Annotated in this window: 25 protein-coding genes; 3 read left to right on the top strand and 22 right to left on the bottom strand. The window is 49.8% G+C overall.

Going from position 1 to position 26405, the window contains the following annotated elements; all coding sequences use genetic code 11:
- Positions 1-29 precede the first annotated feature (29 nt).
- Complete coding sequence (locus KAI36_RS21170; RefSeq protein WP_220025943.1) at positions 30-1256, bottom strand: sialidase family protein; 1227 nt, start codon at positions 1254-1256, stop codon at positions 30-32.
- Positions 1256-2530: a sialidase family protein gene (locus KAI36_RS21175; protein ID WP_258382208.1), complete on the bottom strand. Its 1275-nt coding sequence runs from the start codon at positions 2528-2530 to the stop codon at positions 1256-1258. The genes KAI36_RS21170 and KAI36_RS21175 overlap by 1 nt, the downstream gene beginning before the upstream one ends.
- 133 nt (positions 2531-2663) lie before the next feature.
- Between KAI36_RS21175 and KAI36_RS21180 the strand changes: the two genes are divergently transcribed.
- Positions 2664-3050 (top strand): hypothetical protein, encoded by a 387-nt coding sequence (locus KAI36_RS21180; protein ID WP_258382209.1) that lies wholly within the window; start codon positions 2664-2666, stop codon positions 3048-3050.
- On the opposite strand, the gene KAI36_RS21185 is transcribed toward KAI36_RS21180, so the two are convergent.
- The 18 genes from KAI36_RS21185 to KAI36_RS21270 all read right to left on the bottom strand — a co-directional run bounded on the left by KAI36_RS21185 (position 3047) and on the right by KAI36_RS21270 (position 19503).
- Positions 3047-4246 carry a glycosyltransferase gene (locus KAI36_RS21185; protein WP_220025945.1) on the bottom strand — a complete coding sequence of 400 codons (1200 nt, stop codon included), beginning with the start codon at positions 4244-4246 and terminating at the stop codon, positions 3047-3049. The genes KAI36_RS21180 and KAI36_RS21185 overlap by 4 nt on opposite strands.
- 28 nt (positions 4247-4274) lie before the next feature.
- Entirely contained in the window at positions 4275-4991 is a 717-nt protein-coding gene (locus tag KAI36_RS21190; protein WP_071642726.1) for a glycosyltransferase, read from the bottom strand.
- Positions 4988-5986, bottom strand: a complete 999-nt coding sequence (locus KAI36_RS21195; RefSeq protein WP_220025946.1) for an SDR family oxidoreductase — start codon at positions 5984-5986, stop codon at positions 4988-4990. The genes KAI36_RS21190 and KAI36_RS21195 overlap by 4 nt, the downstream gene beginning before the upstream one ends.
- Complete coding sequence (locus KAI36_RS21200; protein WP_220025947.1) at positions 5947-6801, bottom strand: dTDP-4-dehydrorhamnose reductase family protein; 855 nt, start codon at positions 6799-6801, stop codon at positions 5947-5949. The genes KAI36_RS21195 and KAI36_RS21200 overlap by 40 nt, the downstream gene beginning before the upstream one ends.
- Positions 6798-7784, bottom strand: a complete 987-nt coding sequence (locus KAI36_RS21205; protein WP_025722608.1) for a polysaccharide biosynthesis protein — start codon at positions 7782-7784, stop codon at positions 6798-6800. Before KAI36_RS21205 ends, KAI36_RS21200 begins: the two co-directional genes overlap by 4 nt.
- Positions 7777-8868 carry a non-hydrolyzing UDP-N-acetylglucosamine 2-epimerase gene (gene wecB, locus KAI36_RS21210; RefSeq protein ID WP_023990106.1) on the bottom strand — a complete coding sequence of 364 codons (1092 nt, stop codon included), beginning with the start codon at positions 8866-8868 and terminating at the stop codon, positions 7777-7779. Before wecB ends, KAI36_RS21205 begins: the two co-directional genes overlap by 8 nt.
- A 121-nt stretch (positions 8869-8989) precedes the next feature.
- Positions 8990-10651, bottom strand: a complete 1662-nt coding sequence (locus KAI36_RS21215) for a glycosyltransferase (RefSeq protein ID WP_220025948.1) — start codon at positions 10649-10651, stop codon at positions 8990-8992.
- Positions 10652-10711: 60 nt separating this feature from the next.
- Positions 10712-11845 (bottom strand): CgeB family protein, encoded by a 1134-nt coding sequence (locus tag KAI36_RS21220; protein ID WP_025722611.1) that lies wholly within the window; start codon positions 11843-11845, stop codon positions 10712-10714.
- 33 nt (positions 11846-11878) lie between these two features.
- Entirely contained in the window at positions 11879-12970 is a 1092-nt protein-coding gene (locus tag KAI36_RS21225; protein WP_104497939.1) for a CgeB family protein, read from the bottom strand.
- A 180-nt stretch (positions 12971-13150) separates the two neighbouring features.
- Complete coding sequence (locus KAI36_RS21230) at positions 13151-13510, bottom strand: FliH/SctL family protein (protein ID WP_220025949.1); 360 nt, start codon at positions 13508-13510, stop codon at positions 13151-13153.
- Positions 13458-13808, bottom strand: coding sequence for a hypothetical protein (locus KAI36_RS21235; RefSeq protein ID WP_025722614.1), 351 nt, complete (start codon positions 13806-13808; stop codon positions 13458-13460). Before KAI36_RS21235 ends, KAI36_RS21230 begins: the two co-directional genes overlap by 53 nt.
- A complete protein-coding gene (locus tag KAI36_RS21240) occupies positions 13808-14140 on the bottom strand; it encodes an alpha-helical endospore appendage domain-containing protein (protein ID WP_025722615.1) in 333 nt (110 codons plus the stop codon). Before KAI36_RS21240 ends, KAI36_RS21235 begins: the two co-directional genes overlap by 1 nt.
- A 29-nt stretch (positions 14141-14169) precedes the next feature.
- A complete protein-coding gene (locus tag KAI36_RS21245) occupies positions 14170-14457 on the bottom strand; it encodes a hypothetical protein (protein ID WP_013311765.1) in 288 nt (95 codons plus the stop codon).
- A 117-nt stretch (positions 14458-14574) separates the two neighbouring features.
- Positions 14575-16035, bottom strand: a complete 1461-nt coding sequence (locus tag KAI36_RS21250) for a glycosyltransferase family 2 protein (protein ID WP_220025950.1) — start codon at positions 16033-16035, stop codon at positions 14575-14577.
- Positions 16036-16107: 72 nt separating this feature from the next.
- Positions 16108-16839 carry a sugar phosphate nucleotidyltransferase gene (locus tag KAI36_RS21255; protein ID WP_025722617.1) on the bottom strand — a complete coding sequence of 244 codons (732 nt, stop codon included), beginning with the start codon at positions 16837-16839 and terminating at the stop codon, positions 16108-16110.
- Positions 16836-17636 carry a glycosyltransferase family 2 protein gene (locus KAI36_RS21260; RefSeq protein WP_104497941.1) on the bottom strand — a complete coding sequence of 267 codons (801 nt, stop codon included), beginning with the start codon at positions 17634-17636 and terminating at the stop codon, positions 16836-16838. The genes KAI36_RS21255 and KAI36_RS21260 overlap by 4 nt, the downstream gene beginning before the upstream one ends.
- A complete protein-coding gene (locus KAI36_RS21265) occupies positions 17633-18568 on the bottom strand; it encodes a glycosyltransferase family 2 protein (protein ID WP_220025951.1) in 936 nt (311 codons plus the stop codon). The genes KAI36_RS21260 and KAI36_RS21265 overlap by 4 nt, the downstream gene beginning before the upstream one ends.
- Positions 18565-19503, bottom strand: coding sequence for a glycosyltransferase family 2 protein (locus KAI36_RS21270; protein ID WP_220025952.1), 939 nt, complete (start codon positions 19501-19503; stop codon positions 18565-18567). Before KAI36_RS21270 ends, KAI36_RS21265 begins: the two co-directional genes overlap by 4 nt.
- Positions 19504-20063: 560 nt before the next feature.
- Between KAI36_RS21270 and KAI36_RS21275 the strand changes: the two genes are divergently transcribed.
- Positions 20064-21842: a M4 family metallopeptidase gene (locus KAI36_RS21275; protein ID WP_220025953.1), complete on the top strand. Its 1779-nt coding sequence runs from the start codon at positions 20064-20066 to the stop codon at positions 21840-21842.
- 466 nt (positions 21843-22308) lie between these two features.
- Complete coding sequence (locus KAI36_RS21280; RefSeq protein ID WP_220025954.1) at positions 22309-24108, top strand: M4 family metallopeptidase; 1800 nt, start codon at positions 22309-22311, stop codon at positions 24106-24108.
- A gap of 130 nt (positions 24109-24238) precedes the next feature.
- Here KAI36_RS21280 and KAI36_RS21285 read toward each other — a convergent pair whose 3' ends face one another.
- Complete coding sequence (locus tag KAI36_RS21285; RefSeq protein ID WP_220025955.1) at positions 24239-25018, bottom strand: WIAG-tail domain; 780 nt, start codon at positions 25016-25018, stop codon at positions 24239-24241.
- A gap of 113 nt (positions 25019-25131) precedes the next feature.
- Positions 25132-26295: a glycosyltransferase family 4 protein gene (locus KAI36_RS21290; protein ID WP_220025956.1), complete on the bottom strand. Its 1164-nt coding sequence runs from the start codon at positions 26293-26295 to the stop codon at positions 25132-25134.
- Between the last annotated feature and the right edge of the window lie 110 nt (positions 26296-26405).

Raw genomic sequence — 26405 nt, forward strand, 5'->3', positions numbered from 1 at the left:
GCCTCACCTCCTCTGTCTCGTACGCTGAGCTACATTCCGTTACTTCCGTAAATTTGCTGGAAACCCGATAACGCATCTGTCCAGACCGCAAAAAATCCATTATTCGGCACGATCGTTACATCAATAAAATTACCGATCGTAACGACTGGAACCGGACTAATCCCGTTAGGATTAAAGGAGCTGTCTGTTATTCTGAGGTTCGTAAATGTATTCCCTCCGTTCGTTGATTCGGCCACAAATACGTCTAATAAAGAGGTCGTTATTTGATTGGTATAATATACGATCTTAATCACGCCTGTCACAGGCGAAACATCAATAGCCGGGAAAAAATGCTGTGCCCCTGCACTGGCCCCTGTCACAGATTGCGGCGCAGTCCAGCTTAATCCACCATCCACCGACCGGGCGAGCAGCACATCCGCATACCCTGCCCGATTATCCTGCCAGACCGCATAAAGTGTTCCCTGATTCGGGCTAGTAGAGCGATCCACGGCAATGTTGGCCATCGGCAGCACATTGAAGCCAAACCCGGGCACGGGCAACGGACTCGGAACCGGGACAACAGAAGATACAGGCAGCGAAGAGCTGAATGCTGTCCCCCCATTGAAGGACACAATGACCTGATATTGGTTAACCGGATTAGTCACAATGTAGCCGACATAAATCACCCCTGTAATGCTCACGGTGATTTCCCCCCGCGTGATCTGATTGGAGCCAGCGGTGAGCACCACGGGTGTATCCCAAGTGATTCCTCCATCCTGCGAACGCTGGAAAAACATTACTGATCCGCCAAAAAAGTCAGGATTGTACTGATGCGTATAACATAAATAGATGTTTCCGGTATAGGAGCTAACCTGAGAAGTATCGAATTTCACGCTGACCTCAACATTGTTGACAAATGTCCCATATCCTCGCTGGGCAATCACGGGTGGATCAAATGTATTACCGTTATCTCTGGATACATAGGTAGCGATGGTACCGCTCAAGCCGTCTGCAGTAAATACGTGACAGGCTATGACAAACAAGTTGGGAAAACCGTAGCTGACGCTATGGGATTCCGCCCCTACATAGCCGGCTGGTAGCGGTAAAATCTGCTGTGTAAAGGAGACACCGCCGTTACCTGAACGGTATACCGCCGTCAACGGCGGCCCTGTCGTAAAATCGATAGCCGCAGACACAATGGTACCGTCGAGCAGGTTGAAAGCTACACTCGGTTCCTGCGCCAGCCTTCCGTTAGGCGTAAGCTGTACGTTCGGCATCAGGACCCCCCTCCCGGTACACCAGCAAAAATTGTCAAACTGCCTGTGCGCGTATCCGTCCAGACGGAAATGTAGCTATTCGGCGGTACAATGGCGACATCAATATAGTCGCCGATCAGCTCTGATTCGCCTCCACCGACATTCGGATTAAAGGAGGTCGTCGTGAGACGGCTGTTCGTAAAGGTGTTGCCTCCATCTGACGATTGGGCGGCGAACACATCCAGATTAAAGCCGTCCAAGCGATTAGTATAGTACACGACAACGACCAGTCCCGTCTTAGGCGACACCGAAATCGCAGGAAAGAAATTTTGCGAGCCAGGCGGGCTGTCTGTCACAATGATCGGAGCACTCCAGGTACCGCCAAAATCGCTTGATTTGGACAACAAAATATTGCTGTATCCCTGACCAAAGTCCTGCCAAACGGCATATAACGTATTCGTTGTAGAAGGCACTCCCGAGCAATCCGCAGCCAAGCTGGGGAAATTCAATACCCGAAAGTCATAACCGGGAACGGGCAAAGGATTGGGCACCAGCGTTATATTGGACACGAGAATATCCCCGCTAAAGGTAGCCCCTCCATTAAAGGAGCGCCGAATAAAAAAAGCCGGTGTTTGCGGACCCGTACGAATCCAACTGACATAGACACTTCCATATTTGTCGACCGCAGGCTCAGGTCGTTCTGTGGAAGATTGGATATTCGAAAGCAATAACGGTCGATCCCAAGTTAGTCCTCCATCGGTGGAACGCTGGTAGAACGCCGCAGATTGAGCATTAAAATCCACATTATATTGGCGGTTATACGTGACATAGACATGCCCAAGATAGGGACTTGCCCCAGCGTTATCCGTCGTAATATTAGTCCAGTCATTATTAATGTAATCACCATAACCGGGATTAATGACCACCGGGGGGGAAAAGGTGGCCCCATCGTCCGTAGAGCGATAGATCACGACAGCCCCATTCTCATTTCCCGGAAACACATGTGCCGATATGATGAAAATATTCGGGAACAGATAGGCTACCATTCCTGCCTCGGCTCCTGTATATCCCGGTGGAATTGGCAGTAAAGAATCCGCCCAGTTCGCTCCAGCATCCAATGAACGATACAGTCCAATTAGCGGAGGCCCGCTACTAAAGTCAACAGCGACAGCCACAACAATATTCGGGTTCAACAAATTAACGGCGACACTGGGTTCAAATTTGGGCAAGCCGCTAGGTGTCACCTGAAAATTCAAAGGCATCGCGAGCATTCCCTTCATTATATAAATGGACATGCCTGAAATATTTCTATTAAAATGTACTTTTTTCAGCACAGTCTACAGACAACCATACAAGCTTTCTTTTCAATAGATTCATAGTATAGAAGCATCCCTTCAGGGGTTTTCCAATATTCTTTTTTTTGAGAGGATGATTCGATTGGCTTTTACAACCGGATATATGACCAACACTAGAGATTTTGGTACTGCCTGCTCCAATGTCGTTGTAAATTTGGTCAACGAGGATACAGTGAATGCAGCAACCGTGACCATCCAAATTTTTTTCTCGCTTGTACCGGATACCAAGATCCCCTTGTACGTGACATCGATTAACGTACCTGCAAACTCCATTGCCCGACGTACCTTCTTTATACAAGGGGTACTTGCCTATGAGGTTCAATACAACGTAGTCTCCGCTGCACCTTCCAATGTTGTGCTCTCCAACTTTGGACTGGACCAGTTTGGCAATGTTGTACAGGAGCATCGTGTTCTGCAGTCGGAGCTGACCACAATTCCGGCGCTGTCTCCTGTCAGCTAAAAACGGCCCTGCTCCAGAGCCTGATGCAATCTGTGGGTGTAATACACGTAATTCCATTCCGGCGGTACGGACTGAACCCCTCGGCCGCTGCCGATGGTTGAGTGGTCATCTGTATAGTAGGAAAAGGCATGTGTATCCTGTAATGGGCGCAACAAATCTGTCAGATACAGCAAATCCGTCACGGCAATATAAGGTTTGACACCGAAGCATACAACAAAGCGGGTCGTTGTTTCACCAATAGCCTGAACCAGTGCTTCCTGGACCGAATAATGCTGACGTGGCGTTACGATTAACCGAGGATCGAGCATCATCGACAGGAAAGCGGCGGCTCCCTGTTCTGGCGTTAAATCCAGCAACCGTACCACGCAATTGCTGTAGTGCTGCTCCAGCAGATTATCCAGCAATGACTCAGCTTGAGCCATATCCGTGACAGGCATTAAAATTGTCATTTCAAGTGGGATGCCCCGACGTGCTCTCGCCTCATGCTTGGCGATTTGGAATGCGCGCCGCCAGCGTCGGTGCTCCTTCTGGCTGTGCAAGCCGGCCGATACACTAAATGTGGAATTCACCCGGTAATCCATCAGGATCTCCGGGATGAATTTCATGCTGCACGTCTCGGTCAGCCGCAGCCAGTAATCATAATCCTCAACTGGTTGCAGCCGATAGCTGCCGATTTGACGGGCATATTTACTTTTGTACATAAATGAAACCCCGACAATACTGGCGTTCAATAATTCATGATGCGGCTGGCTTTGATACCGGATCAGAGCTTGTTGATGCTGCTCGTCATACAACGGGTTCCCACATGCGTCAACCTGGCGGAAGGTGGAGAACACAAGCCCGAGCGAATCTGGCCCCTGCTCCAGCTCCCACCGTAATCGTTCGATAAAGGATGAATTATAAACATTGTCGCTGGATACCCAGGTCACATACATGATCGCAGGATCTTTAAACAACTCGTCGAATCCCCGGTTAAGGGCATGGGATACTCCTTTGTTCTGAGGGAGTGTAACCAACTGAACGCGCGGGTCCCCCATTGCTGCGTTGAGCGCCGGCCCTACCATTTCCGGCGCTCCGTCAATAACAATGATGAAGCGAAATGCCCTGTAGCTCTGGGCTAGTACGGATGAGATCGCAGCTTGCAGATAGCCGATATCCTGTTTGTACAGTGGCATAACAATCCCCGTATCTACCATATCAATCCCCCCTGACAGACTTTCGGCTTCATGAGGATAAACCGCTCAACACCTGACTGAAGCGATCTCGATAACGTGCTTGGGTTATGTTGTACTCCCGCTCCACAGCGGGCCAATGTTTTTTGGTTCCCATTTCATCATGCCAGCGGTAGTTAACCAAGGACTCGTTCAGAAAAGGAAATGGATATCCCGCCAGCATCACTCGGTACCACATATCCAGATCATGTGTGTACGGCAGCAGTTCATCAAACAAACCAATATGTTCAAACAGCTCCCTTTTAAACATAACCGTGCATCCATTAACCGGATTTCCTTGCTGAAAAAAACGGTAAAACTCCGTCATAGACGGAAATACGGCGGCTGCCTGATAGCTTGTGACTTGGCTGTATTGATTGATGAAGTTGAAATTGGTATGGGAGATGTACGCACCGTTTTCCACCATAAAAGAAACCTGATTATTAATTTTGTCCCTATGATAGGTATCGTCGGAGCTGAGCCACGCAATATATTCGCCGCTGGCATGCCGGATACCATGATTCAGGGCGCTGGCTGTTCCACCGTTGGATTTACCCAAATAATGTATATACGGAAGATAGGCTTGAAGCATATCAACATGTTCCGTGGACCCATCATCGACGACAATAATCTCGAGGGGCCCATAAGTTTGCTCTAGTGCACTTTGCAAAGCCTGATCCACATATGCACAGTTATAAAAGGGAATGACGATCGTTACTTTCGGTCTCATATCGTTCCTTCCTTTCCAGCTCGGCGGTATTGAATCATATCCTCCAGAGATTGCCCCAGCTGTATGGTCGGCTTCCAGCCCATGTCCTCCAGCTCTTTCGCACGGTATGCCTCGGTGGATGCTGACTCTTCCACATCCCCCCATTGTATGGGGATAGATGTTTTAGCCAGCGCAACCATACGTTCCACGATATTGCCCAGTTCCACAATGCGGCCTGTGCAGACCGAGTAAACTCGGCCTGGCACACCCTGTTCCAATAGCACACCGTATGCGCGAACGGCATCACGAACGTCGAGGAAATCACGTTGCGCATGTCGGGAAGATACCCGGAACGGGGCAGTTTCAGTTATGGACTGCCCCTCCAGACGTTCCGTCTGAACGATATACCCCGCGAGTAATGCACAAAATCCGGTAGATGGACCCGGACCGATCAAGTTGCAAGGCTCTGCCAGCATAACGGATTGTTCGAACAGCGCGCCCCACGAGAGCGCGACTGCCTCTTGAAGGCTTTTGCTAAGGCTGTATGGATGCGTTGGATGATACGGAGCCTGCAAAGCCGTCTTTAGCCGAGAACCCGCCACGACAATTCTGGCCTTGGGAAAAGGTCGCAGTACATCGAGCAGATACAGAGTGGACAGTACATTAGATTCCATGTATAGCAGGGGACTCTGCCAAGATTCAGGGACGGAATTTTTACCACCCAGGTGAAGCACATAATCCGGAGCAATCTCTCTAATTACTTCGCCTAGACGTTTCTTGTCGAGCAAGTCACACACATAAGGAGTAATACAGCTACGGGTCTCCGCCTCTGGGCTGTTATTTTCATCATCGCGAGCCAGTAAGATCAGTTCTGAGACGGAAGCGGCAGTACGAGTCAGCGCCGCTACCTCCCAGCCGAGCTTTGCAAAATGGCGGCAGGCATGCATCCCGGTATAGCCCGCCGCTCCAGTAATGACTATGACAGGCCGACGTTGTTCCGCTGTGCTTCCGTCCATTCCAGCAGCTCCTTCAGCATGATGCTGTAGTGAGGAACATCGTAGTGCAGATCGGCCCGGGTAGAACGAAGCGTCCGGTCCTGCACCGGCTCATCTTTCGGCACGATCCGAATATCCTCCCTATTCCAGATGTCTTTGAACAGCAGCAGCAAATCATGTTTGCTGATCGGTTCAGGGTGAACCAGATGAATGAGTCCGTTCAGCGGCTCATTCATCTGCACCTGTATCGCCTTCGCTAATTCCAGCGTCGTAACCCCGTTCCAAAAGACCCGACGATACCCGTTAACGTCTCCGCTCTGTTGCAAGAACCAGTGCAGCAGACCAATGCCTCCCGGCCGAATTTCCGGCCCGATAATGGAGGTACGGATGGTCAGATGCCCTGCGGCTTTTACTTCTCCGAGTATTTTCGTCAAAGCATAGGCACTTGTCCCATCGGGTTGATCCGTCTCCTTATATAAACCAGGTACCCGATTTCCTTCGAATACGCAATCCGTGCTGATATGAATCAATCGGGCACCGATACTGTCCGCTGTCCGCCGGAGAAGATGTGGCAGCAATCCATTGATTTGGTATGCTGCAATCTGATCCTCCCCGGCATGCTGATTCAGTACGCCTACCGCGTTAATAATAACGTCTGGCCGTACACTCCGTACCAGCTGCTCCACCATAAAGCTGTCCTTTACATCCAGCAGCAAACCGCCTTTATTTTCGGGATCACGGGTGGTGTAGAACACGTTATACCCGCTCTGGTTTTGGAAATACTTAACCAGAACATGGCCCGCCATGCCGTTACCGCCCAAAATAAGCAGCTTCATTTGATGAACCCCCCGCTTTGGAGAATGCTGCGAATCTCCTCTTTCGACATCAAATTAAACTCCGAACTAAAGCTGCTGAATGACACGGGAGGGCACTGAGTATAGCGGTCCTTTAATTGAGGAATATTCAGCGTTGGGAGAATGACCAAATATTGCTCGTCATAGACTACCGTCGTCAGGCTTTCAAAGTCACTCATCAGAATTTCATGAATTTTCTCGCCGGGACGTACACCTTTTTCTACAATTTCTACGTTTTCCACACCTGAATCCTCAATGAGCACCTCAGCCAAGTCCACAATACGGCAGGTTGGCATGGTCATAATAAAAATTTCCCCGCCGACACTTTCCACCGAGGCTTTGAACAGGAGACTGATCGCATCACGCAGTGTCAGGAAGAAGCGGGTCATGTTCATATCTGTGATCGAAACCTTACCCTTTTGGCGAATCTGGCTTTGGAACAGATGCACCACGCTTCCGTTTGTGCCCAAAACATTACCGCCGCGCACCGTCACGAAACGTGTATCGCTATTCAGCAGATTGGCGTAAACAATCAGTTTTTCTCCAATCGCCTTCGTCATGCCGTAAAAATTAGACGGATTTGCGGCCTTGTCAGTCGATATATAAATGACTTTCTTTACCTGATTGGCAACAGCGGCCTCGATCACGTTTTGGGTGCCTACGACATTGGTTTTGAGTGCCTCATAGGGCTGATCCTCACAGACGGGAACGTGCTTGAGCGCTGCCAAATGAAATACATAGTCCACTCCTTGACAAGCGGTAGTCAGCGCATCCTTATCCCGAATATCTCCAATACAGAAGCTGAGTCGTTCATCCTCAAACTGCCTGTTCATTGCAACCTGACTGGATTCTCCACGTGAAAAGATAATGACCTCTTTGGGGTTACGCGGCAGTAACTGGGCAACCAGCTCATGCCCCCAGGAGCCGGTACCGCCGGTAACCAAGATACGTTGGTTTTCAAACATGCCGTTTCCCTCCAAGCAGAAATTTAACTACCTTATCCGACACATCTTCCGCCAGATAGCCCGCAGGACATTGCCACTTATGGGTCATCCCGGTCATTATGGCTACCGCGTTTGCTATAACCTCGCCATCAAGACCAGACACGATATTGCTGCCGCAATCTACCGTTTCCGGCCGTTCGGTCGTCCGGCGCATCGTAACCGTCGGTACCCCCATGACACAGCATTCTTCCTGTACGGTACCACTGTCCGTCAAAGCGCAGCGGGCATGCCGCTCCAGCAGAACGAAGTCAAAAAAACCGAACGGTTCGTGAAATTCCACTAGCGGGTCAAGCTGGATCGGCGGATGGCTTGCGATTCGGGCGGCAGTGCGGGGATGAATACTGCAAATGACCCGCTGCCCGAACTGCTGGGCTACCCGGTTAAGACCATCTAAAATAGCCAGCAAATGCGGTGGATGGTCCACATTTTCAGCTCTGTGGGCAGTAACCAGGAAATATTCTCCCGGCGACAGTCCCAACTTTTTCAAAATTCCACTGCCCGATACCTCTTTCTTATAATGCTGCATCACTTCGTAGATCGGATTTCCAGTCAGTATAATTCGTTGACTTGGAAAGCCTTCGCGTAGTAGGTGCTGCTTGCTTTGCTCCGTATAAGGCATATTAATGCTAGATATTGCATCAATGACACGCCGATTCTTCTCCTCCGGCACATCCAGATCATAACAGCGGTTCCCCGCCTCCATATGCACGACCGGGTAACCCATACGTTCCGCAAGCAAAGCACATAAGGCGCTGTTCGTATCACCAAGCAATAACACATGATCAGGGCGTTCCTTGTTTAAAATATCCTCCATCTGCGAGTACATGACGGACAACTGTTTGCCCAGTGTCCCCGCTTTCTCCTGAAGTACATAATCCGGGGCACGCAGTCCCAGCTCGCGAAAGAACTGCCCGCTCAGGCTTTCGGTGTAATTTTGGCCCGTATGCACAAGCACATGTTCATCTGCATGGCGGTCCAGCTTCGGAATGATCAGGCTGAGCCGTATAATTTCCGGTCTTGTGCCGAGCACGGTCAATATTTTCATGGTTTTGGAACCCACCTTTGCTGTCATTGTTTCATTGAATTGTAGCGTTCAATGAATGATAGCCATCCAGCAGACTGGCTGTGCTCCAGATTAACGTTCATCTCAACGGTCCGGCGTAGATTCACCCGGACCGTTGTTTTGTATGCTGTCCAGCCTTGAGTGTGACTCGCTTCTGCTTGTGCGCGTTGTGCCGTCGTGACCGGTGCTTGAATTTCCGCTTGAGCTTCTGTCTGGACTTGGTTTTCGGATAAAGTCCCTTCGACAACGGGGACCCGTGAATTTTCTTGAGGCGACTCTTGCCACCGCTTCTTTTATACCTGCGATTCCGCAATCTGGTACGCTTGCGGCCCTTTGGCCATCTCGCCCGAACACTACGCTTGCCGCGGAGCAATTCGGGCGGTGACTCAGGTAAAGGGGATGGTGGTTGTGGCAAGCCCTGAATGGCTGCATATTCGATTGGCGGCAGACCCAGCACAGGCAGTTGACACACCACCGATTCGGGAAATTCTCGAATCGTGCTGGTATATCCCTCCGGTATAGCAGTGACCTGGCGCAGTCCCTCGCCTTCCCTCGTCCATACAGGTCCACCTGGCTGCTGAATCAACGGGAACCAATGCGGATGATGACATACCCATTGACTGACCATGAGGTGCAAACTGCTTCGGTAGGAATCAGGTCCGTATACACGTGTAGCCGCACTGTTGTTACGCACACCAATCCGTTCCACTTCCTCGGGATGATCGAGCAGATAGCCCACTTTTTGCGCCAGCATGTCGCTGTTGCCCGGCTCTACCAAAAAATCTGTATTTCCGGTCGCCTCCATCAATTCCACAAGTCCACCCTGCGCAAAGGCTACCACGGGCTTACCGTAAACTAGCCCTTCCAGGGCGGTCAGGCCAAAGCCTTCCTCCACCATACTTGGGATCACAACAATATCCATTGCGCTATAGGCCGTTGACACGGATTCCTCGAATGAATTGAACTGGAAGCGGCGGCTATAACGAGATTGGCGGATTAAAGAGACACATTTTACGTAATATTCCGAGTCCACCGAGCTGCCGATGATCCAGAAACGACAACGCGAATTGGTTTCGCACAGCTTTAGAGCCATTTGGACAAAAGGTAACAGCCCTTTGGCTTCGTAGATAAAGGAAGAAATATAACCAATGCAAATATGAAAATCCCGCAGCCCCAGTTTTTCACGCTTTCTTTTCCGTTCCAGCACATGCTCTTTGGGAGACGGCATATCCATATCCCGGCAGGGAGACAACACCGTATGCGGACGTGTCAGTCCACCACTATGCAAAGGACGCATTACAGCTTGCGAAATGCCGATGACCCATTGGCTATAGCGCTCAATGATAGAAACAGAAACTGGCGTATGCGCATTCTGGTTAATGACCTCGGTTATTTTCCAGATCACTGGAATATTAAGCTCTTGGGCAGCCATTGCAGGCATGACGTTCACACAGGTATTGACCAGCACCACATCAGGTCGAGCATGCCGAAGCATCTGGAACAACGGTGCATACGCCACATGGGTCCGCAAATTCTCCGCATCTTGCGCCAATCCCTCATATGGGGTATACATGCCATGTAGCATGAACAGGTTCTGTGTCAGAACGGTGATTCCGCGCTTGCGGGCCATTGAGGTCAGCCGCCCTTCACCAGGCGTTACGAGAATACAATCGAAGTACGTACGCATGTCTAGACAAAATTGCAATAGCAGCTTCTCTGCCCCCGTAATACTGCGGACGTTGCTAACATGGCTGAATAGCATCATTTTCGGCTTGATCGGAGTTCACCTCCTTTAAAATAGCAACCATCGGACGTGTGAATCACCTTATGGAAATATGACCGACAACAGTTGGTCAATCCGGTGACCATAGGTGTGCTCCCGCAGGGTTCGTTCCAGAGCACGCAGGGCAATCTCATGGCGTTCTTTTTCATGCGTCAAATAAAACTCAACCTTCTCCAGCAGTTCCTGCTGAGAGCTGTAGGTCTCTATCTCTTCCCCCGGCTTGTAAAAACGAGCCAGATCATCTCTTGTATCTGTCAGTTGCAACGTGCCACTGGCAGAAATTTCAAACGTGCGCGGGTTGGGCGAAGCCCCCGGAATTTTCAGTGAGTTGTTGTTCACCGAATCATCCTGATGGGAACGATGAAGATTAATTACGATTTTGCTGCCGTTATACGAATCATTGGTCTCGACCGGAGACATCCAGCGACCCAGCTCAATTTTGTCACCATACGACTGATAATCCGGGAGACGATCCCACCAGATTCCGTTGATTTTAATATTACGGGCCATGAGCTGAGGCATAATCGGATTGAAGAAATAGATGCGGTTCCAGTAGGCTGAGCCTGTAAACCCAATCTCACGTCGTACCGAAGCGGGCGAGCTGAGTGGGAAATAGTGAGTCAGAAATGCCCCAAAGGGCAAATAGTGCACAGACGTGCAACCCAACTGACGGTACAGCTCCAGGCAGTTCATTTCTAATGTGAACACATAATCATAATTCGTAACGATTTTGGTCGTCGTGTCGGTGTAATATGGATCGTCCGTTAGCCAGATGGCGGTGGGGATGCCCAACTGGCGTACCGCAGTAACCTGTTCCAATGGAAGATCCATTCCATCCAGTGCCAGCATCAGATTCGGACGGAGCTGAGCGGCAATATCTCCTACCGGCTGACGTGGGTCTGTTACGGTAACCTGAGCCGTCATGCTTTGCAACGTGGTAATGACCGCCTCATCCAGCGGAGAATACGGAAGGCCTTTGCCGGAGACGACATACAGTACATGGATTTGTCGAAAAGGGAAAACTGCTTTCATCCGCCCAACCATTGCGTTAGCACGTCCGCGCAGATATCCTTCGTCGTATCCGTCATGCACTCCCGCAATTCTCCCCCTTTCCCAGGAGGCTGCCGCCGTCTGGTGAACAGCCGGGTCATACGGTCCTGTCGTAGATATCGTCATCACTTTCACTCCTCACTGTTTATGGTGTTTACTTTAGGCCATCGCCTTGTCCAGCAGTTCTTCCATGCGATTGGAGTACATATGCTTTTGCATAGTCGTGTACAATGCGCGCCAGGCCATGCGTTCGCGTTCCCAGTCATGCTTGAGATAGTAGTCCAGCTTCACTTTCAGCTCCTCTGCTCCAGAGAAGGTTTCAATGTCATAGCCTGGTCGGTAATAACGGCTCAGATCCTTCCGAATATCCGTCATTTGAAGCGTGCCGCAAGCAGAAATTTCGTATGTCCGAGGATTGATGGACTCCGCTGAAAGCTGGTGTGTATTCCGATTATCCAGTCCAGGGTCTGTCGGGCGGTGCATATTGATGACAATTTTGGAGCCGTTATAATATTGAGCGGTCTCTTCCGGCTCCATAAAACCTGGACGGATAAAGCGTTCCAGCACATCCCGCCGGGTCAGCCGATCCCAGTGCCCACCCACGATCAGCACTCTTTTGTCCGCCAAGAAGGGAGCAAGGTAGTCGAACAGCTTCACACGGTTCCAGAAGGCATTTCCAATGAAGCAAATATCATGCTGATGTTCCCGCTCTACCCGCCGGGGATAAAAGATACGAGTTGACGCAGCCAGCGGCAAATAGTGGACCCTCGTTACTCCCTGATCGCGATAAAACGGCAGGCAAGAAATTTCGTGCGTAAATACGACATCGTAGGATTGACAGATCAACGCCGTATCCTCCGTAAAGTAAGGATCATCTACAAACCATATGGCCGTCCGAATGCCAAGGGCTCGTATTTGCTGTACCTGCTCCAGATGATCCGCCGGAAAAACATGCAGCCCGTTCATGACCAGCACGAGGTCTGGACGTTGAGCCTCGGCGTCAGCTAGCATCGTAGCAGGCGTACCGATGGCGCATGAGCTGCATATTTGGCCTAATGCCTCTTGCACACCTGTGTCTATAGCTGCGAAACCTTGCGGAATATATAACACTTTCAAATGACGAACAGCAGGCTGTATTGCCACGACCTGTGACAGAGCAGCCGCGCAACCGCCCATTCTGCGTCCTTCCCGATAGCCGCATCGGTACGCTTCGCGTTCATTTCCGCTTTGTTGATCGTTCACATCCTTCACCCTGTCCTGTTGTAGGATAAACTTCTGTCACTCCTAAACTATATGCGGAGGGGTCAAACGCATCATGGACGACTGCCACTGCCCGGACAAAATTGGCGTTTGCCCGTCCAACTGCCGAACCGCAAATAACCCCAAAGCTGTTAGCTTCGGGGGAGAACAGTAATAGATGATTTGCACAGTTTACTGAGCTTTGTAAGCGAGCTGGTGTCCATCTTCATAACCTTTGGCAAAGCCTGAATTGAAACCCTCGTTGTAAGCTGCATCATATCCCTGCTGAAATGCCTGCGGATCATGCTCCAATACAACAGTCCCGGGCTGTGGATTCTCCGCAGAAGGGGTTGCCGCCGGGTTAGCTTGAGGTTTTTTCCGCCGCCGCAAAAGAGGATGTCTTCTACGTGCAGAACGAAGTCCTCTTTTACGGCGTCTTAGAGCAAGGAGACGTCTTCTTCTCCGTTTTAATCTCCGCATGCTGGAACGCCGGGCATCTTTACGTCTTTTGCGGGCTTTGTCCCGAGTGGCGCGTTCCCACCTTGTACTCATTTTCATTCCTCCTTTGCTTTCTCGTGGTGGTTTCATTTTTCTGAACAGGCACATGGAGCCACGGCTTAGTCGGTTTCCCATATACCTGTCGTCTTAATGGAATACCCGCCAGCATTTGCGTGATTTTTCCCTGATAGTTGCTGAGTAGACGGATGGTCTCTTCCAAACGGGAAGCCGACATATCCACATGGGGCGTCAAGTCCGCAAGACTGGTCAGCATCCGAGCAACGGCGTGCTGGCTGGCAGCAATAGACTCCATCATATCCAGCTTGATCTCACGTTCACGCCTCATGCTCATTAGTTCATATCCCCCGAGCCCATTCCTCCCATCATCCCTTCCATACCGCCACCCTGCTGCTCATCCTGATCCAGCAATGCTTTAAGGTTGCTGCACAGTCCAGTCTGAAGCCGGGTCAATCCCTCCAGCATTTCCACCATCTGCTCATGAATTTCCAAAGGCCGTCCCAACTGCTCTTCATCGGTTTCAAATGCGGAAGGCGCCAGATGGTTCAGCGTCCAATTACGCATTTTTTCAGCTTCGACCGCCTTGGCCTCCAAAATCATAGACACATTCCGCTGCATCTTGGAAGCTGCGTCCAGCATGTGAATCATTGCTTTTTCCCTACTCATGTGTTCACTCCCTACCTTCGGTTGTTACACTACTCCTCTTCCGGGTATGCCGTCTCCTTCACCACACGAACAAGCATTTCAGCCATGGCTTCCTGAAGGTCGGCAATACCGTTCAAATAGGCAACAATACTTTTGTTTACCTGTCCCGAACTATCGAGAATGCCCGGAATTCCATCAAATCGCGGCTCCTCATCCGGCAGTTCATGTATGATCTGTGCCATGCGCACGACCACCTGCCGTTCCGCATCCAGCAGCCTCGACATCTGCTGCTGCGAGTGCGAAATATGGATCAGCAAATCATCTAACTCGTTATGCATAAGCCCCTCCTTTATGTGTTCCGCCTTGCGGAACGCACGAAATAACTACGGGCTTTCCGCTACTACAGCGTATGCCGCAGCGAGTAGTCGGTTCGCCTAAAAAAAGCCTATTAATCATTACAAATGTCCTCGCAGCACCGGTGGAGCAATAATAGGCTGCTTCTCCGTCAATGCCGACAATTCTTCGGAGGACAAAAATTGAATTGGATAGTCCTCAGCCCGCCAGCTCATCACAGCGTAGAGGGTAAGAAACGGTCTTTTCCAGCCGTTGCCGATTTGGTACAGTTGCCCACCTTCAGCATACAGTAACTCGATCCATCGCTTACGTTGAGCCGGGATATGAAGTGTGGGCAGCATGGACATGTTCTCCAGATCGGGAGCCGCCAGTACAGGAATAGGTTCCTCTGGCGGCTCAGCTACAGGTGCATCAATGCTGCCGGAAACTGTGGCCTCCGGCTTCCCTACCAAGGGAAGCACCAACAAATCCAGCTGAGACACTCTAACAGGGCGCACATTTTCACCTTTCGCAGCACTGACTCCATGCAGATACCGCCTTCTTCCCGGCTCTAACCGAAATACTGCTCCAGACGGTCCCTGAACAACCGCTCCGATGGGATAAAAGCTTGCCGCTGATACGTGTGTTTCCTTACCTGTTGATATCTGGCCGTCCGTCTCCGCTGTACTGAATTTCAGGTTGCGGAACAGCTTATCCGCGTCCCCCCACTTTTGTACAAAAAAGGATCGGTTCCGGCTGCTTTCCTCCATTGAACCGCTTTTTTCGGTCGTTTGAGGAAAACCATACACCGTATCCCGATCTCTTTCCTCATAATGGATAAAAGCATCGCCGGCAATTGCCATACGTATCCCCAACAAACGCACACGCAGTAGCCAATCTGCATGGGCTTCCTGAGTACTGTGGCAGCCTTCGTCCCAGTAGCCCGTTTTTTCCAGTGTCTCTCTGTGCAGCAATAAACAAAATCCGGCTAAGCTTTCGGTCTCTCGCCATGCATCCGGGTTGGGCATATTGTAGGTCATGGCAAATTGACGTGCCCCACTTTCGTTCATATAAGGAACCTCAATCTGCTGTTCTTCGAATGGACCATTCGTTACAGGCCCGACAACACCAATACGCGGATCGCTGTATAAACACCCTAACAACCGATCCAACCAGCCGGGGGTCACCATGGAGTTTTGATCCAGTACCACAATAGTTGTGCCTTTTGCCATCATCAGCCCCTGATTCAGGCTACCTATCATTTGAACATCCTTTTTTAACAGCGCATAACGCACAGCGATGCTTTTACGGAGCAAATAGGTGGATGTCCCGTCCGTCGAGCCGCAGTCCACCACAATAATTTCGTGAGGATGGCTCGTATTCTCCTCAATACGGTGAATGCATGCACGGAGCTGTTGAAGCTGATTGCAGGACGGAATGATAATACTGACGCCTTCAAAAACCTTGCCGAACGAAGCCTGGCCCAACCTGTTGCCTTGCTCCTGGCCCCTTTTATATCCTGACCAATAGCCTTTCTTTCCGAGCCGCTTGCTGTGTTTCCTTTGCATATTCAGGCGTTTCATGCCGTTCACTCCTCCGGGTGGCATTATGCCCATACTATATGCCTGGCCCGGCCGGATGGTGTTTCATTGAAATTAGGGTAGAAGTCCTTTCATTTTCACCCCAGCTTCCTGAAGGGAATCGAAGGTTCCTGCGTCGCTCCAATAGCGCCGTAAAATATCATATTCCAGCTTGCCTTCAGCGGCATAACAGTTGTTAACATCCGTGATCTCAAGCTCACCGCGTGCCGAAGGTGTAATTTGCCGGATCTTATCGAACACGGCGGTATCGTACATATAGATACCCGTAACGCAATATTTGGATTGGGGATGCTGCGGCTTTTCTTCAATCCGCGTAATGCTCTCCGGGCGCTCAGGATCAAATACGGGTACCCCGTAACGACGAGCATCTGCCACCTTTTTCAACAACACTCTGGCGCTCCCCGGGGGCTGTTGCTTGAACCGTTCGATCACAGGTCCCAAGTCTTCCTTGAACAAATTATCACCTAACAAAACAGTGAATTTCTCTTCTGCCTGCATATAGCTTCTTGCCAGTTCGAGTGCTTCTGCAATGCCGCCCGCCTTTTCTTGAATCCGGTATGTCAGTTGGACACCATAATCGCTGCCACTGCCCAAAAAATCGGTATACAGTCCGGCCGATTGTTTACCAATAATAATAAGCATATCGGTGATCCCCGCCTGTCGCAGCCTCTCGATACCATATACGATCATGGGATACTTGCCGACCGGAAGCAGATGCTTGTTGAGTAATGTAGTCAACGGATGAAGGCGCGATCCGGTTCCTCCTGCGAGAATAACCCCTTTCATATCTTCCTTCCTCCTTCGACAGCATGTTCAGTGCATACAACCCCAGCGTTTCCAGTTTCGATGAACATTCTGGGATCTATACTCCATTTCTCTATAAACAAACGATAGTTCCGCTCGATCAGCTCTTCCATCCAGGAAGTTTCCGAGCGTGAGAAGCTCGCATTCCCCTCGTGATAGACAAAACAGTCGTTGCACATGAGCAGCTTGTAGCCATGCACGCGTGCGCGTAGACAATAATCGTCATCCTCATAATGTCCGGGGCTGAACCGTTCATCCAGTAATCCGATCCGTTCCATCAGATCGCGCCGGAACAACAAACAAAATCCAACCAACCGTTTGACCTCCTGCCATCTGGAGGGATTACTTGCATTATTCTGCTCCGCATATCTCAGACAACTGGCCAAATCTCCTTCTAGTCCGTGTATCTGCTGAATACCGCTGACGTAATTCGTCACCGGTCCCACCAATCCCACTATGCTTTCGCTCTGCAATGCGGCTAACATATTCGATAGCCATCCCCGCGTAACCATCACATCATTGTTTAAAATAACGAACTGGTCACCCAAAGCCAGCCGGAGCCCCATATTACATGCTGCTGGAAAGCCTCTGTTTTCAGGAAGACGTATGCTGATCAGCCGCTCGGATGCGCAAAAATCATCCGTTCCGTCATTCGAAGCGTTGTCCACAACAATGATTTCATACGGTACATCTATCGTATGTGTCCGAATCGCCTCAATGCACGGCTTTAACAGATGCAGGCCGTTATAAGTCGGAATAATGATGCTCGTCAGACTCATTGTGCATTCCTCCCTTTGGCAACGTCTACCCGTGTTGGAACAGGCCCGAGCGGGGAATACCCGGCTACCTGAAACACCGCCGTCAGTGCCTCTACATGATCACCGACGATCAACTGTTCCATAGCGTTCCCTTTGCCAACATTGAAGGTCCGCTTACGGTTTGTTTTAATGACATCGACAGCATGTACTGCCGCCACGATCATGCCATGCAGAATTGCCATGGCGTGGGCTTTTGGCGGTACGGCAAGCACGGCTGAGCCAAGCTGATCCAGTAAACGCCGAGATAATGCATGCGGTACGGCAGTCAATGAGCTTGCTCCCAGATCCGGCCTGCGCAGTACGCGATTCAGGAATGCTTTGCACCGTGTCACGCTGTCCTGCTGGGCATAGGGCGGCAAATGTCTGCCCAGATCATTAAGCGCAACATCCGTTCCCTGATCCACCGCGTGGAGAAAAGGCAACAAATCAGATGCTGGAATCGGCAAATCTCCGTCCACAAACAGCACAATATCAGCCTGCGTCATACGCGCGCCTACTGCACGGCCAACATCATGCCCCAGTCGATCCGGCACGTTGACGAGAGTCACACTGGGATGATGTTTGGCTACGGTGGAGCGCGTGCCGTCCGTGCAGCCGTTCAATACGACAATGATATCCGTAAGAGGAAGTTTTTCCAGCTCGCCCAGTACCCGGTCAATCGTTGACTCTTCATTACAGGCGCTGACCACGGCCGCTGCCGTTCCCTGTAATACAATATCTACCGGAACTTCGCGTTCCACAGGCGGAGTCACTTCGGTCATTCCTTTCGCCCGAGGTGTGGGTTTTCTCACCCTACGGCTATGCATTGAAGTCGTCGTTCCTCGTTTTCGCTGAACACGTCTGATCCCCCAGCTCGGTTCTTCACGCTTCCCTCTGCGATACTGTCTACTCACAGTTTCACCTCGTCTCTGATCCGTTTGCGCCCCAAATCCGTATATCCCGCACGCGTTCCCAGACGCGATGTAAGCCAGGCAATGGCATCCAGATGATCCTGAACAATTACATCTGCCAGCGGGTCCTTGCCGTTCTGTTTTTTACGTGTCGCATTTATTTTACCGACAGCTATTCCATATACAGTCACCACTCGTAACCCGGAGGCGATGGACATAGCTTGAAATAAAGGAGGTTTATCCAAGGACTTTAGTCCTATTTTCTTTAGAGCCTTTTGACTTATGGCGTGTGGAATGCCAGTCATAGATGCTCCCCCTAAATCAGCACGATTCGACAAGACATTCAATACATGCTTTGCCTCCACTACAGGATGTACGGGCGTACGATTCACAGGTCCATGGTAATCATTCAGCACCACATCCGCCCCTGCACATATGGCGTGTATAAACGGCCGGAGTCTAACGCAGGGAATGACGATATCCCCATCCAGGAAAAGCAGGATCTGTCCGGATGCCGCCTCCGCTCCAATACGACGGCCAACATCATGTCCGAGCGGTTCCGGGAAAGAAAGTACACGAGCTCCCGCCGCTGCTGCCACCTTCGCCGTTCTATCGTGTGATCCGTTCTCAACGACGATAACCTCTGTATGTGGATGGACACGGCGCGCTTCGCGAATCACAGCTCCGATTGTTTTTTGCTCATTCATGGCCGGGATAATGACAGATATGAAAAACTTTCCCACCGATGACGGTTCAGATGGTCGCTCTTCGCCGATCTGTGCCCCCCTCTCCGTGTCGAGTACCTCCCTCATGGCAGGGGCTACCGGATTCTTATGCATGTTCGGCATTCGTAACGGCAGCCACATCTTAGAATGATAGTAAGCGCCCGAATGCCGCCTCCGTTTGATCTTGTATCCAGCTCTTCCCTGCTTCTTCATGCTCCCGTCTCACCTCCCTTCCTGCTGTATAGATGGACAGCATGATTAGGACAGTTCAACATAACCTATGCGGTCCAAAAGCCGTGTGTAACGGCAATCGTGGAGTCTTTTCGACACAGCAATTTTCGACTTTATTTTACAAAACTTATTAATCCTATTAAATAAATGAGTTATTAGGGTCTAAAGAATCATTTTGGATAAATTTGTGACATAGATCTTCTCGTCCGTCATTCTCTGTGCTAATATCAGAGCCAGATGATGGGAGTTCAAAAAATCAACATTTGTTATTTTTGCATAAGGCAACATTTTTCCATTATCCACCATTATTCTACTTTCTTTATATACGACAGGAAAGGAGGAGTTTGTCACCTTTTTAGGCTACATGCTTCATATTGCAGTACCCTCTTTTCACGTTCGCTTCATGAAAAACACTTCGGTATTTCTCTTCATGTTCCATTTTCTTCTATTCCAGACGACAACACGACCTACATAAATGGCGCAATGCCTTATTCAAGACAGGATGATTCATCCTGACATTAATCGAGGAGAGTGAATTTTTAATGAAAAAAGTATGGGTTTCGCTTCTTGGAGGAGCTATGTTATTAGGGTCTGTCGCGTCTGGTGCATCAGCGGAGAGTTCCGTTTCGGGGCCAACTCAGCTTACACCGACCTTTCACGCCGAGCAATGGAAAGCCCCTTCCTCGGTATCCGGGGACGACATTGTATGGAGCTATTTGAATCGGCAAAAGAAATCGTTACTGGGTGCGGACGACTCTAGTGTACGTGAACAATTCCGAATCGTTGATCGCACAAGCGACAAGTCCGGTGTGAGCCATTATCGGCTGAAACAGTATGTAAACGGGATTCCCGTATATGGAGCTGAACAGACTATTCATGTGGGCAAATCTGGTGAGGTCACCTCTTACTTAGGAGCGGTGGTTACTGAGGATCAGCAAGCTGAAGCTACGCAAGGTACAACTCCAAAAATCAGCGCTTCTGAAGCAGTCTACACTGCATATAAAGAAGCAGCTGCACGGATTGAAGCCCTCCCTACCTCCGACGATACGATTTCTAAAGATGTTGAGGAACAAAGCAGTGTAAGCAAAGACACTTACGCGGAAGCAGCTAACAACGAAAAAACGCTATCTACTGATAAGGACGAGCTGAGTCTTGATAAAGCATCTGCCCTGAAAGATAGCAAAATTGAAGCGGTGGAGGCAGAAAAAAGTTCCATTGCCAAAATCGCTAATCTGCAGCCAGAAGTAGATCCTAAAGCCGATCTGTACTTCTATCCTAAAGGGGAGGACCTGCAGCTGGTTTATGTAACAGAAGTCAATGTTTTAGAACCTGCCCCACTGCGTACTCGCTACATTATTGATGCCAATGATGGCAGCATTGTATTCCAGTATGACATCATTAATGAAGCGACAGGCACAGGTAAAGGTGTGCTTGGTGATACCAAATCATTCACCACAACTGCTTCCGGCAGTAGTTACCAGTTAAAAGATACCACACGCGGTAACGGGGTTGTGACCTACACGGCCTCCAACCGTCAAAGCATCCCAGGTACCATTCTGACCGATGCCGATAATGTATGGAATGATCCAGCCGGCGTGGATGCCCATGCATATGCTGCCAAAACATATGATTACTATAAGGCCAAATTCGGACGCAACAGCATTGACGGACGCGGGCTGCAACTCCGTTCGACAGTCCATTACGGTAGCCGCTACAACAACGCCTTCTGGAATGGCTCCCAAATGACTTATGGAGACGGGGACGGTAGCACATTTATCGCATTCAGCGGGGACCCCGATGTGGTAGGTCATGAACTTACGCACGGTGTCACAGAGTATACTTCGAATTTGGAATATTACGGAGAGTCCGGTGCATTGAATGAAGCTTTCTCGGACGTCATCGGCAATGACATTCAGCGTAAAAACTGGCTTGTAGGTGATGATATTTATACGCCAAACATTGCAGGCGATGCCCTTCGCTCTATGTCCAATCCTACACTGTATGATCAACCAGATCACTATTCCAACTTGTATACAGGCAGCTCCGATAACGGTGGCGTTCATACGAACAGCGGCATTATCAATAAAGCCTACTATCTGTTGGCACAAGGTGGTACTTTCCATGGTGTAACTGTAAATGGAATTGGCCGCGATGCAGCGGTCCAAATTTACTATAGTGCCTTTACGAACTACCTGACTTCTTCTTCCGACTTCTCCAACGCACGCGCTGCTGTGATCCAAGCGGCAAAAGATCTGTACGGTGCGAACTCGGCAGAAGCAACTGCAGCTGCCAAATCTTTCGACGCTGTAGGCGTAAACTAAATCATATACGCTATAATCCTCATATCCCGTCCATAGACCTTTGCCGTTGTGCAACTGTCACTTGGCCCTGGCTCATACAATGGACGAAAAAATAGGGGTGCAGTGTACAAGTCTGCGCCCCTTCCCCCCTTATTTATGGCGTCCCCTCAAAGGGGCGCCCTTTTCTTGTTCATCGGGTCCCTTCGATCATTTTCGACTAAATAAGACAAATAAACAGTAAATGAGGGACTAAAGATTCATTTTGGGGTATTTTGTAAAATTAACCTTCTCGTTCGACAACCTCTGTGCTAATATCAGAGCCGAGACGTTGAAATTGCAAAAAAATAAACCTTAATATTTTACAAAAGGTAATTTTTATCCAGCCTCTTCACGTTTCAAAGGAGCAACAAGACTTACATATATAACGCAAGGCTTCTGCAAACAGGGTGTTTTTACCCCAACATTAATTAGGGAGAGTGAGTATGAATTGAAAAAAGTATGGGTTTCACTTCTAGGAGGAGCTATGTTATTAGGATCTATAGCACCGGGGACCTCCGCAGCTGAAAATTCTGTTTCCGCTCCGACTCAGTTTACGCCAACATTCCAAACGGTCAACTGGAAATCTCCTTCAACGGTAACAGGCGACAATCTGATCTGGAGCTTTTTAAATCGACAACAGAAAACATTAATAAGTCTGGACAATACCAACAGCGGCACCAATGTCCATGAGCAATTTCGTATCGTGGATCGCACCAGTGACAAATTTGGTACAATGCACTATCGGTTAAAACAATACGTAGACGGAATCCCCGTATTTGGAGCCGAACAGACCATCCATGTAAACAAGTCTGGTCAAATCACCTCTTATTTGGGAGCAGTCATTTCAGAAGATCAACAAGCCGATGCTAAAGAAAATACAACTCCTAAAATCAGTGCTACTGAGGCTGTATATACCGCATATGAAGATGCAGCTATACGGGTTCAATCTCTCTCTTCCTCCGTCCAAATCGTTCCTGAACCTTACGAGGATACAAGTAGTGTAAGTAAAGACACTTACGAAAAAGCATCTAACAATGAATTATCAATCTCTTTTGATAAGGACTCCTTGGATTTGGATAAAGCAACTGAACTGGAGAACAGTAAATTGGAAGTGGTAGCGCCTGCATCCTCTATCCCCAAAATTGCCAATCTGGAACCAAGTGTGGACCCTAAAGCAGAACTGTACATCTATCCCGATGGAGACTCAACACGTCTAGTCTATGTAACCGAAGTTAATACTTTACAGCCCACTCTGCTGCGCACACGTTACTTTATTGACGCTAATGATGGAAAAATCGTATTCAAGTATGACATCCTTAACGAAGTGATCGGCACAGGGCGCGGTGTATTCGGTGATACCAAAACATTTGAAACAACAGCTTCGGGCAAGAAGTACCAACTAAAGGATACGACTCGTGGTAAAGGAATCCTAACTTATAACGTCCACAACACCGAGACGCTCCCCGGCACCCTGTATACAGATTCCGATAACGTATGGGAAGATCCGGCTGCGGTGGATGCCCACGCTTACGCTATCCGCACTTACGATTATTACAAGGATAGATTTGGACGCGACAGCATTGACGGGCATGGCATGGCCATCGCTTCGGCAGTCCATTACGGCGCAAAGAACTACAATAATGCCCACTGGGGCGGCACTCATATGCTTTACGGAGACGGAGACGGCACGCTATTTGCCCCTTTTAGCAGCGATCTTGAAATTGTTGCCCATGAGCTGACACACGGTGTGACCGAGCATTCATCAGGGCTCGTGTATTTCGCTGAATCTGGTGCATTAAGTGAAGCCATCTCAGATATTATAGGCAACGACATTGAGCGTACCAATTGGGATTTCGGCAAAGTCGCTTATACCCCTAATATTAAGGGCGACGCCATTCGCTCCCTTTCCGATCCTGTCAAATACGGTCAAGTCGATCACTACAGCAATCTCTATCCTGATCCTAACAACGAGGATTATGGTGGAGCCCATATTAATAGCGGCATTATTAATAAAGCCTACTATCTACTGGCACAAGGAGGCACCTTCCATGGTGTCAAGGTAGATGGAATCGGACGTGATGCAGCCGTATATATTTATTATAATGCCTTCACCAATTATCTGACTTCCACGTCTAACTTCTCCACCGCGCGTGCCGCTGTTATCCAAGCGGCCAAAGATAGTTATGGTGAAAATTCAATAGCGGTAACCTCTGCTATTAAGTCTTTTGACGCTGTAGGTGTGAGATAAGTGAAATAATACAAATTTCCCCGATATTATAAATTTTCCCCCTTCCCTCTTATGTATACGGCGTCCCACTATGGGACGCCTTTTTCTAGTATGAAGTTGATTATTGGCAACTTATATTCCTAGCTTCTTATTATTGCCCCATCGCAATCCAAAGGACCAACCCTTCACATATCGGACCTGAGTGTATGCGTTCCACAGTAAGTACTGCTGAATACCTCTGACGTTGTGTGACGGATACCAGCACTCCCGGTATACTCGCATTGGCAGTGATTACATATTGTGTATCTATAAAAGGCTTCTCAAATACAACGCTCACTTCGCCCCTATCCGCTCGTGCGGGGAGGTGAAAAGAAATGCTCCCATATTGAGATGAAGCTATATGATCGTCAGAAGCCTCGTCACCGGTCGCTGATCCGTCGTGAATGGCATTCAAGTCTAATTCTTTCTCCGTATCGAAAGCTAGATCGATATCTTGCTTAGGCAAGACCACGCGCTGCTTTGGGCGGTGTCTTCCTTCCGCAATGTGAATACTGGTTATGGAACAATCCAGTAACGAATCTTGCTCTGCCTGACCTTCCGTCGTAATAGACGGTATGTCGTTATCCGTCCTGTATTCCGTATCTGACTCAGGCACAGACAACAGCAGTACAGATGCTCGATTCATCTGCATCGCTTCCTCTAGCGTTTTGGGAAGCTTATGCTTCTTCCATGCCGCTTCCTCTATAGCTTGAACCGAGGTATCCTTCTCTACGGGGGCAGGGACCGTTGCCGTCCCGCGCTGGCTCAGTCTATGACTGCCGGAAGTCGAAGCCACTTTCTCCTTGTTAACACGGGGTGAGGGAACTGCATTGGAAAGGTTACGCCGCGCTGTTCTTTTATCCTTAGGGCTATGGTTCGTACGATGGTTCATGGTGATCGCTCCTTTGGCACAGGAGTGAACCAGCGGTCGCCCCGCTTCATTCACCCGGCTGGAAATCATGGCTAATGCCTATAAGATAGCCTATGCGCGTAACAGCGCCTACGTCACTCCGTTGCGCAGTCCGTTATGATTTGTGCCCAGCGTTGTGCTGAGTGCTGCCATAAAAATCGTCTTCGTACCTCGCCAAGTCCGGCTTCTCCCATCCGTCGTCGCAAACCAGGTTGCTGGAGCAGCCTGATGATGGCATCGGCCATTTCCTGCTCACCGTGAGACGGATACACAAGCCAGCCTGTCTCGCCGTGTTGTACAACCTCTGGAATACCGCCGATTCGTGAAGCGACCACAGGCACTCCTGCTGCCATGGCTTCCAGATTGACCAGCCCGAAGGCCTCATCCTTCACTGAAGGAACAACGGTCACATCGGCTAGCTGATATAGCGAGGCCAATGCTGGATGCGGAACATAGTCTAGGAATTGCACATGCTTCCCCAACCTTAGTTTACGCATCTGCCGATGCAACGACGCCGTGTACGGCGTGAGGCGGTCATGCCCGTAATAGGCACTACCTGCAATGAGCAGCAGTACGTCCGGGCAGGCGCGGACGACATGCCGCAAGGCCTTGAGCAGTCGGTGAACGCCTTTTCCTGGCATCAGTCTGCCCGTGAATAACACGATTTGACGGCCTGACCAGCCGAAATCGTCCAATCGCGCCGATCTGGCCGCTTCTGCTGCAGGAGTCCATCTTGGCAGGAAATCGCCAGGATGGATACCCAGCTTGTTTATGACGATGCGTTCCCTGACCGCGTCGGGACAGTCAGAAGCTACGATTGCCCCCAAATACGCACTGTTTACGATAATGCGATCCATCGATGCCAGCAGCCTACCCATCTCCTCCCGTTTGAGGTGGGGCTCCCGGATGAACGTGGTCGAATGCAAAGTCAGCACAACCCGACTATCGGGTAAAGCCTCGCGAATTGCATACGCAACTGCCGGGCGGTTGTGTACATCTACTACCGCTGGTAACCATCTCTTTAAATCAGCAATCACCTCAGAAATATAACCTGCTCCCCGCTTATAACGCATGCAGGGAATTCCGTCGACATCGCCATGATTCGGTGCCTCTGCTCCCTTTATACCATAGATCTGCGCTTGGAGCTCATGACTAGCCAGCGGTACCATGTGGGCAATTACCCGCTCCACAGAACTGCTGCGGGGCGAAGGTATAACAAAGGAGCCCGGTGTAACGACTGCTACCTTCGGCCTCTGCATCACCTCACCTACTTTCTGACCCTATTCCAACACTCTTCAACAATCATCTTGTATCATATCGTCTGCCTCCCTGAAAGGTGCCTCGCTTCTAACTTTGGGCTTACCGCAAG

It is taken from the genome of Paenibacillus sp. S02 (genome assembly GCF_019454065.1).
Lineage (GTDB): Bacteria > Bacillota > Bacilli > Paenibacillales > Paenibacillaceae > Paenibacillus > Paenibacillus polymyxa_B.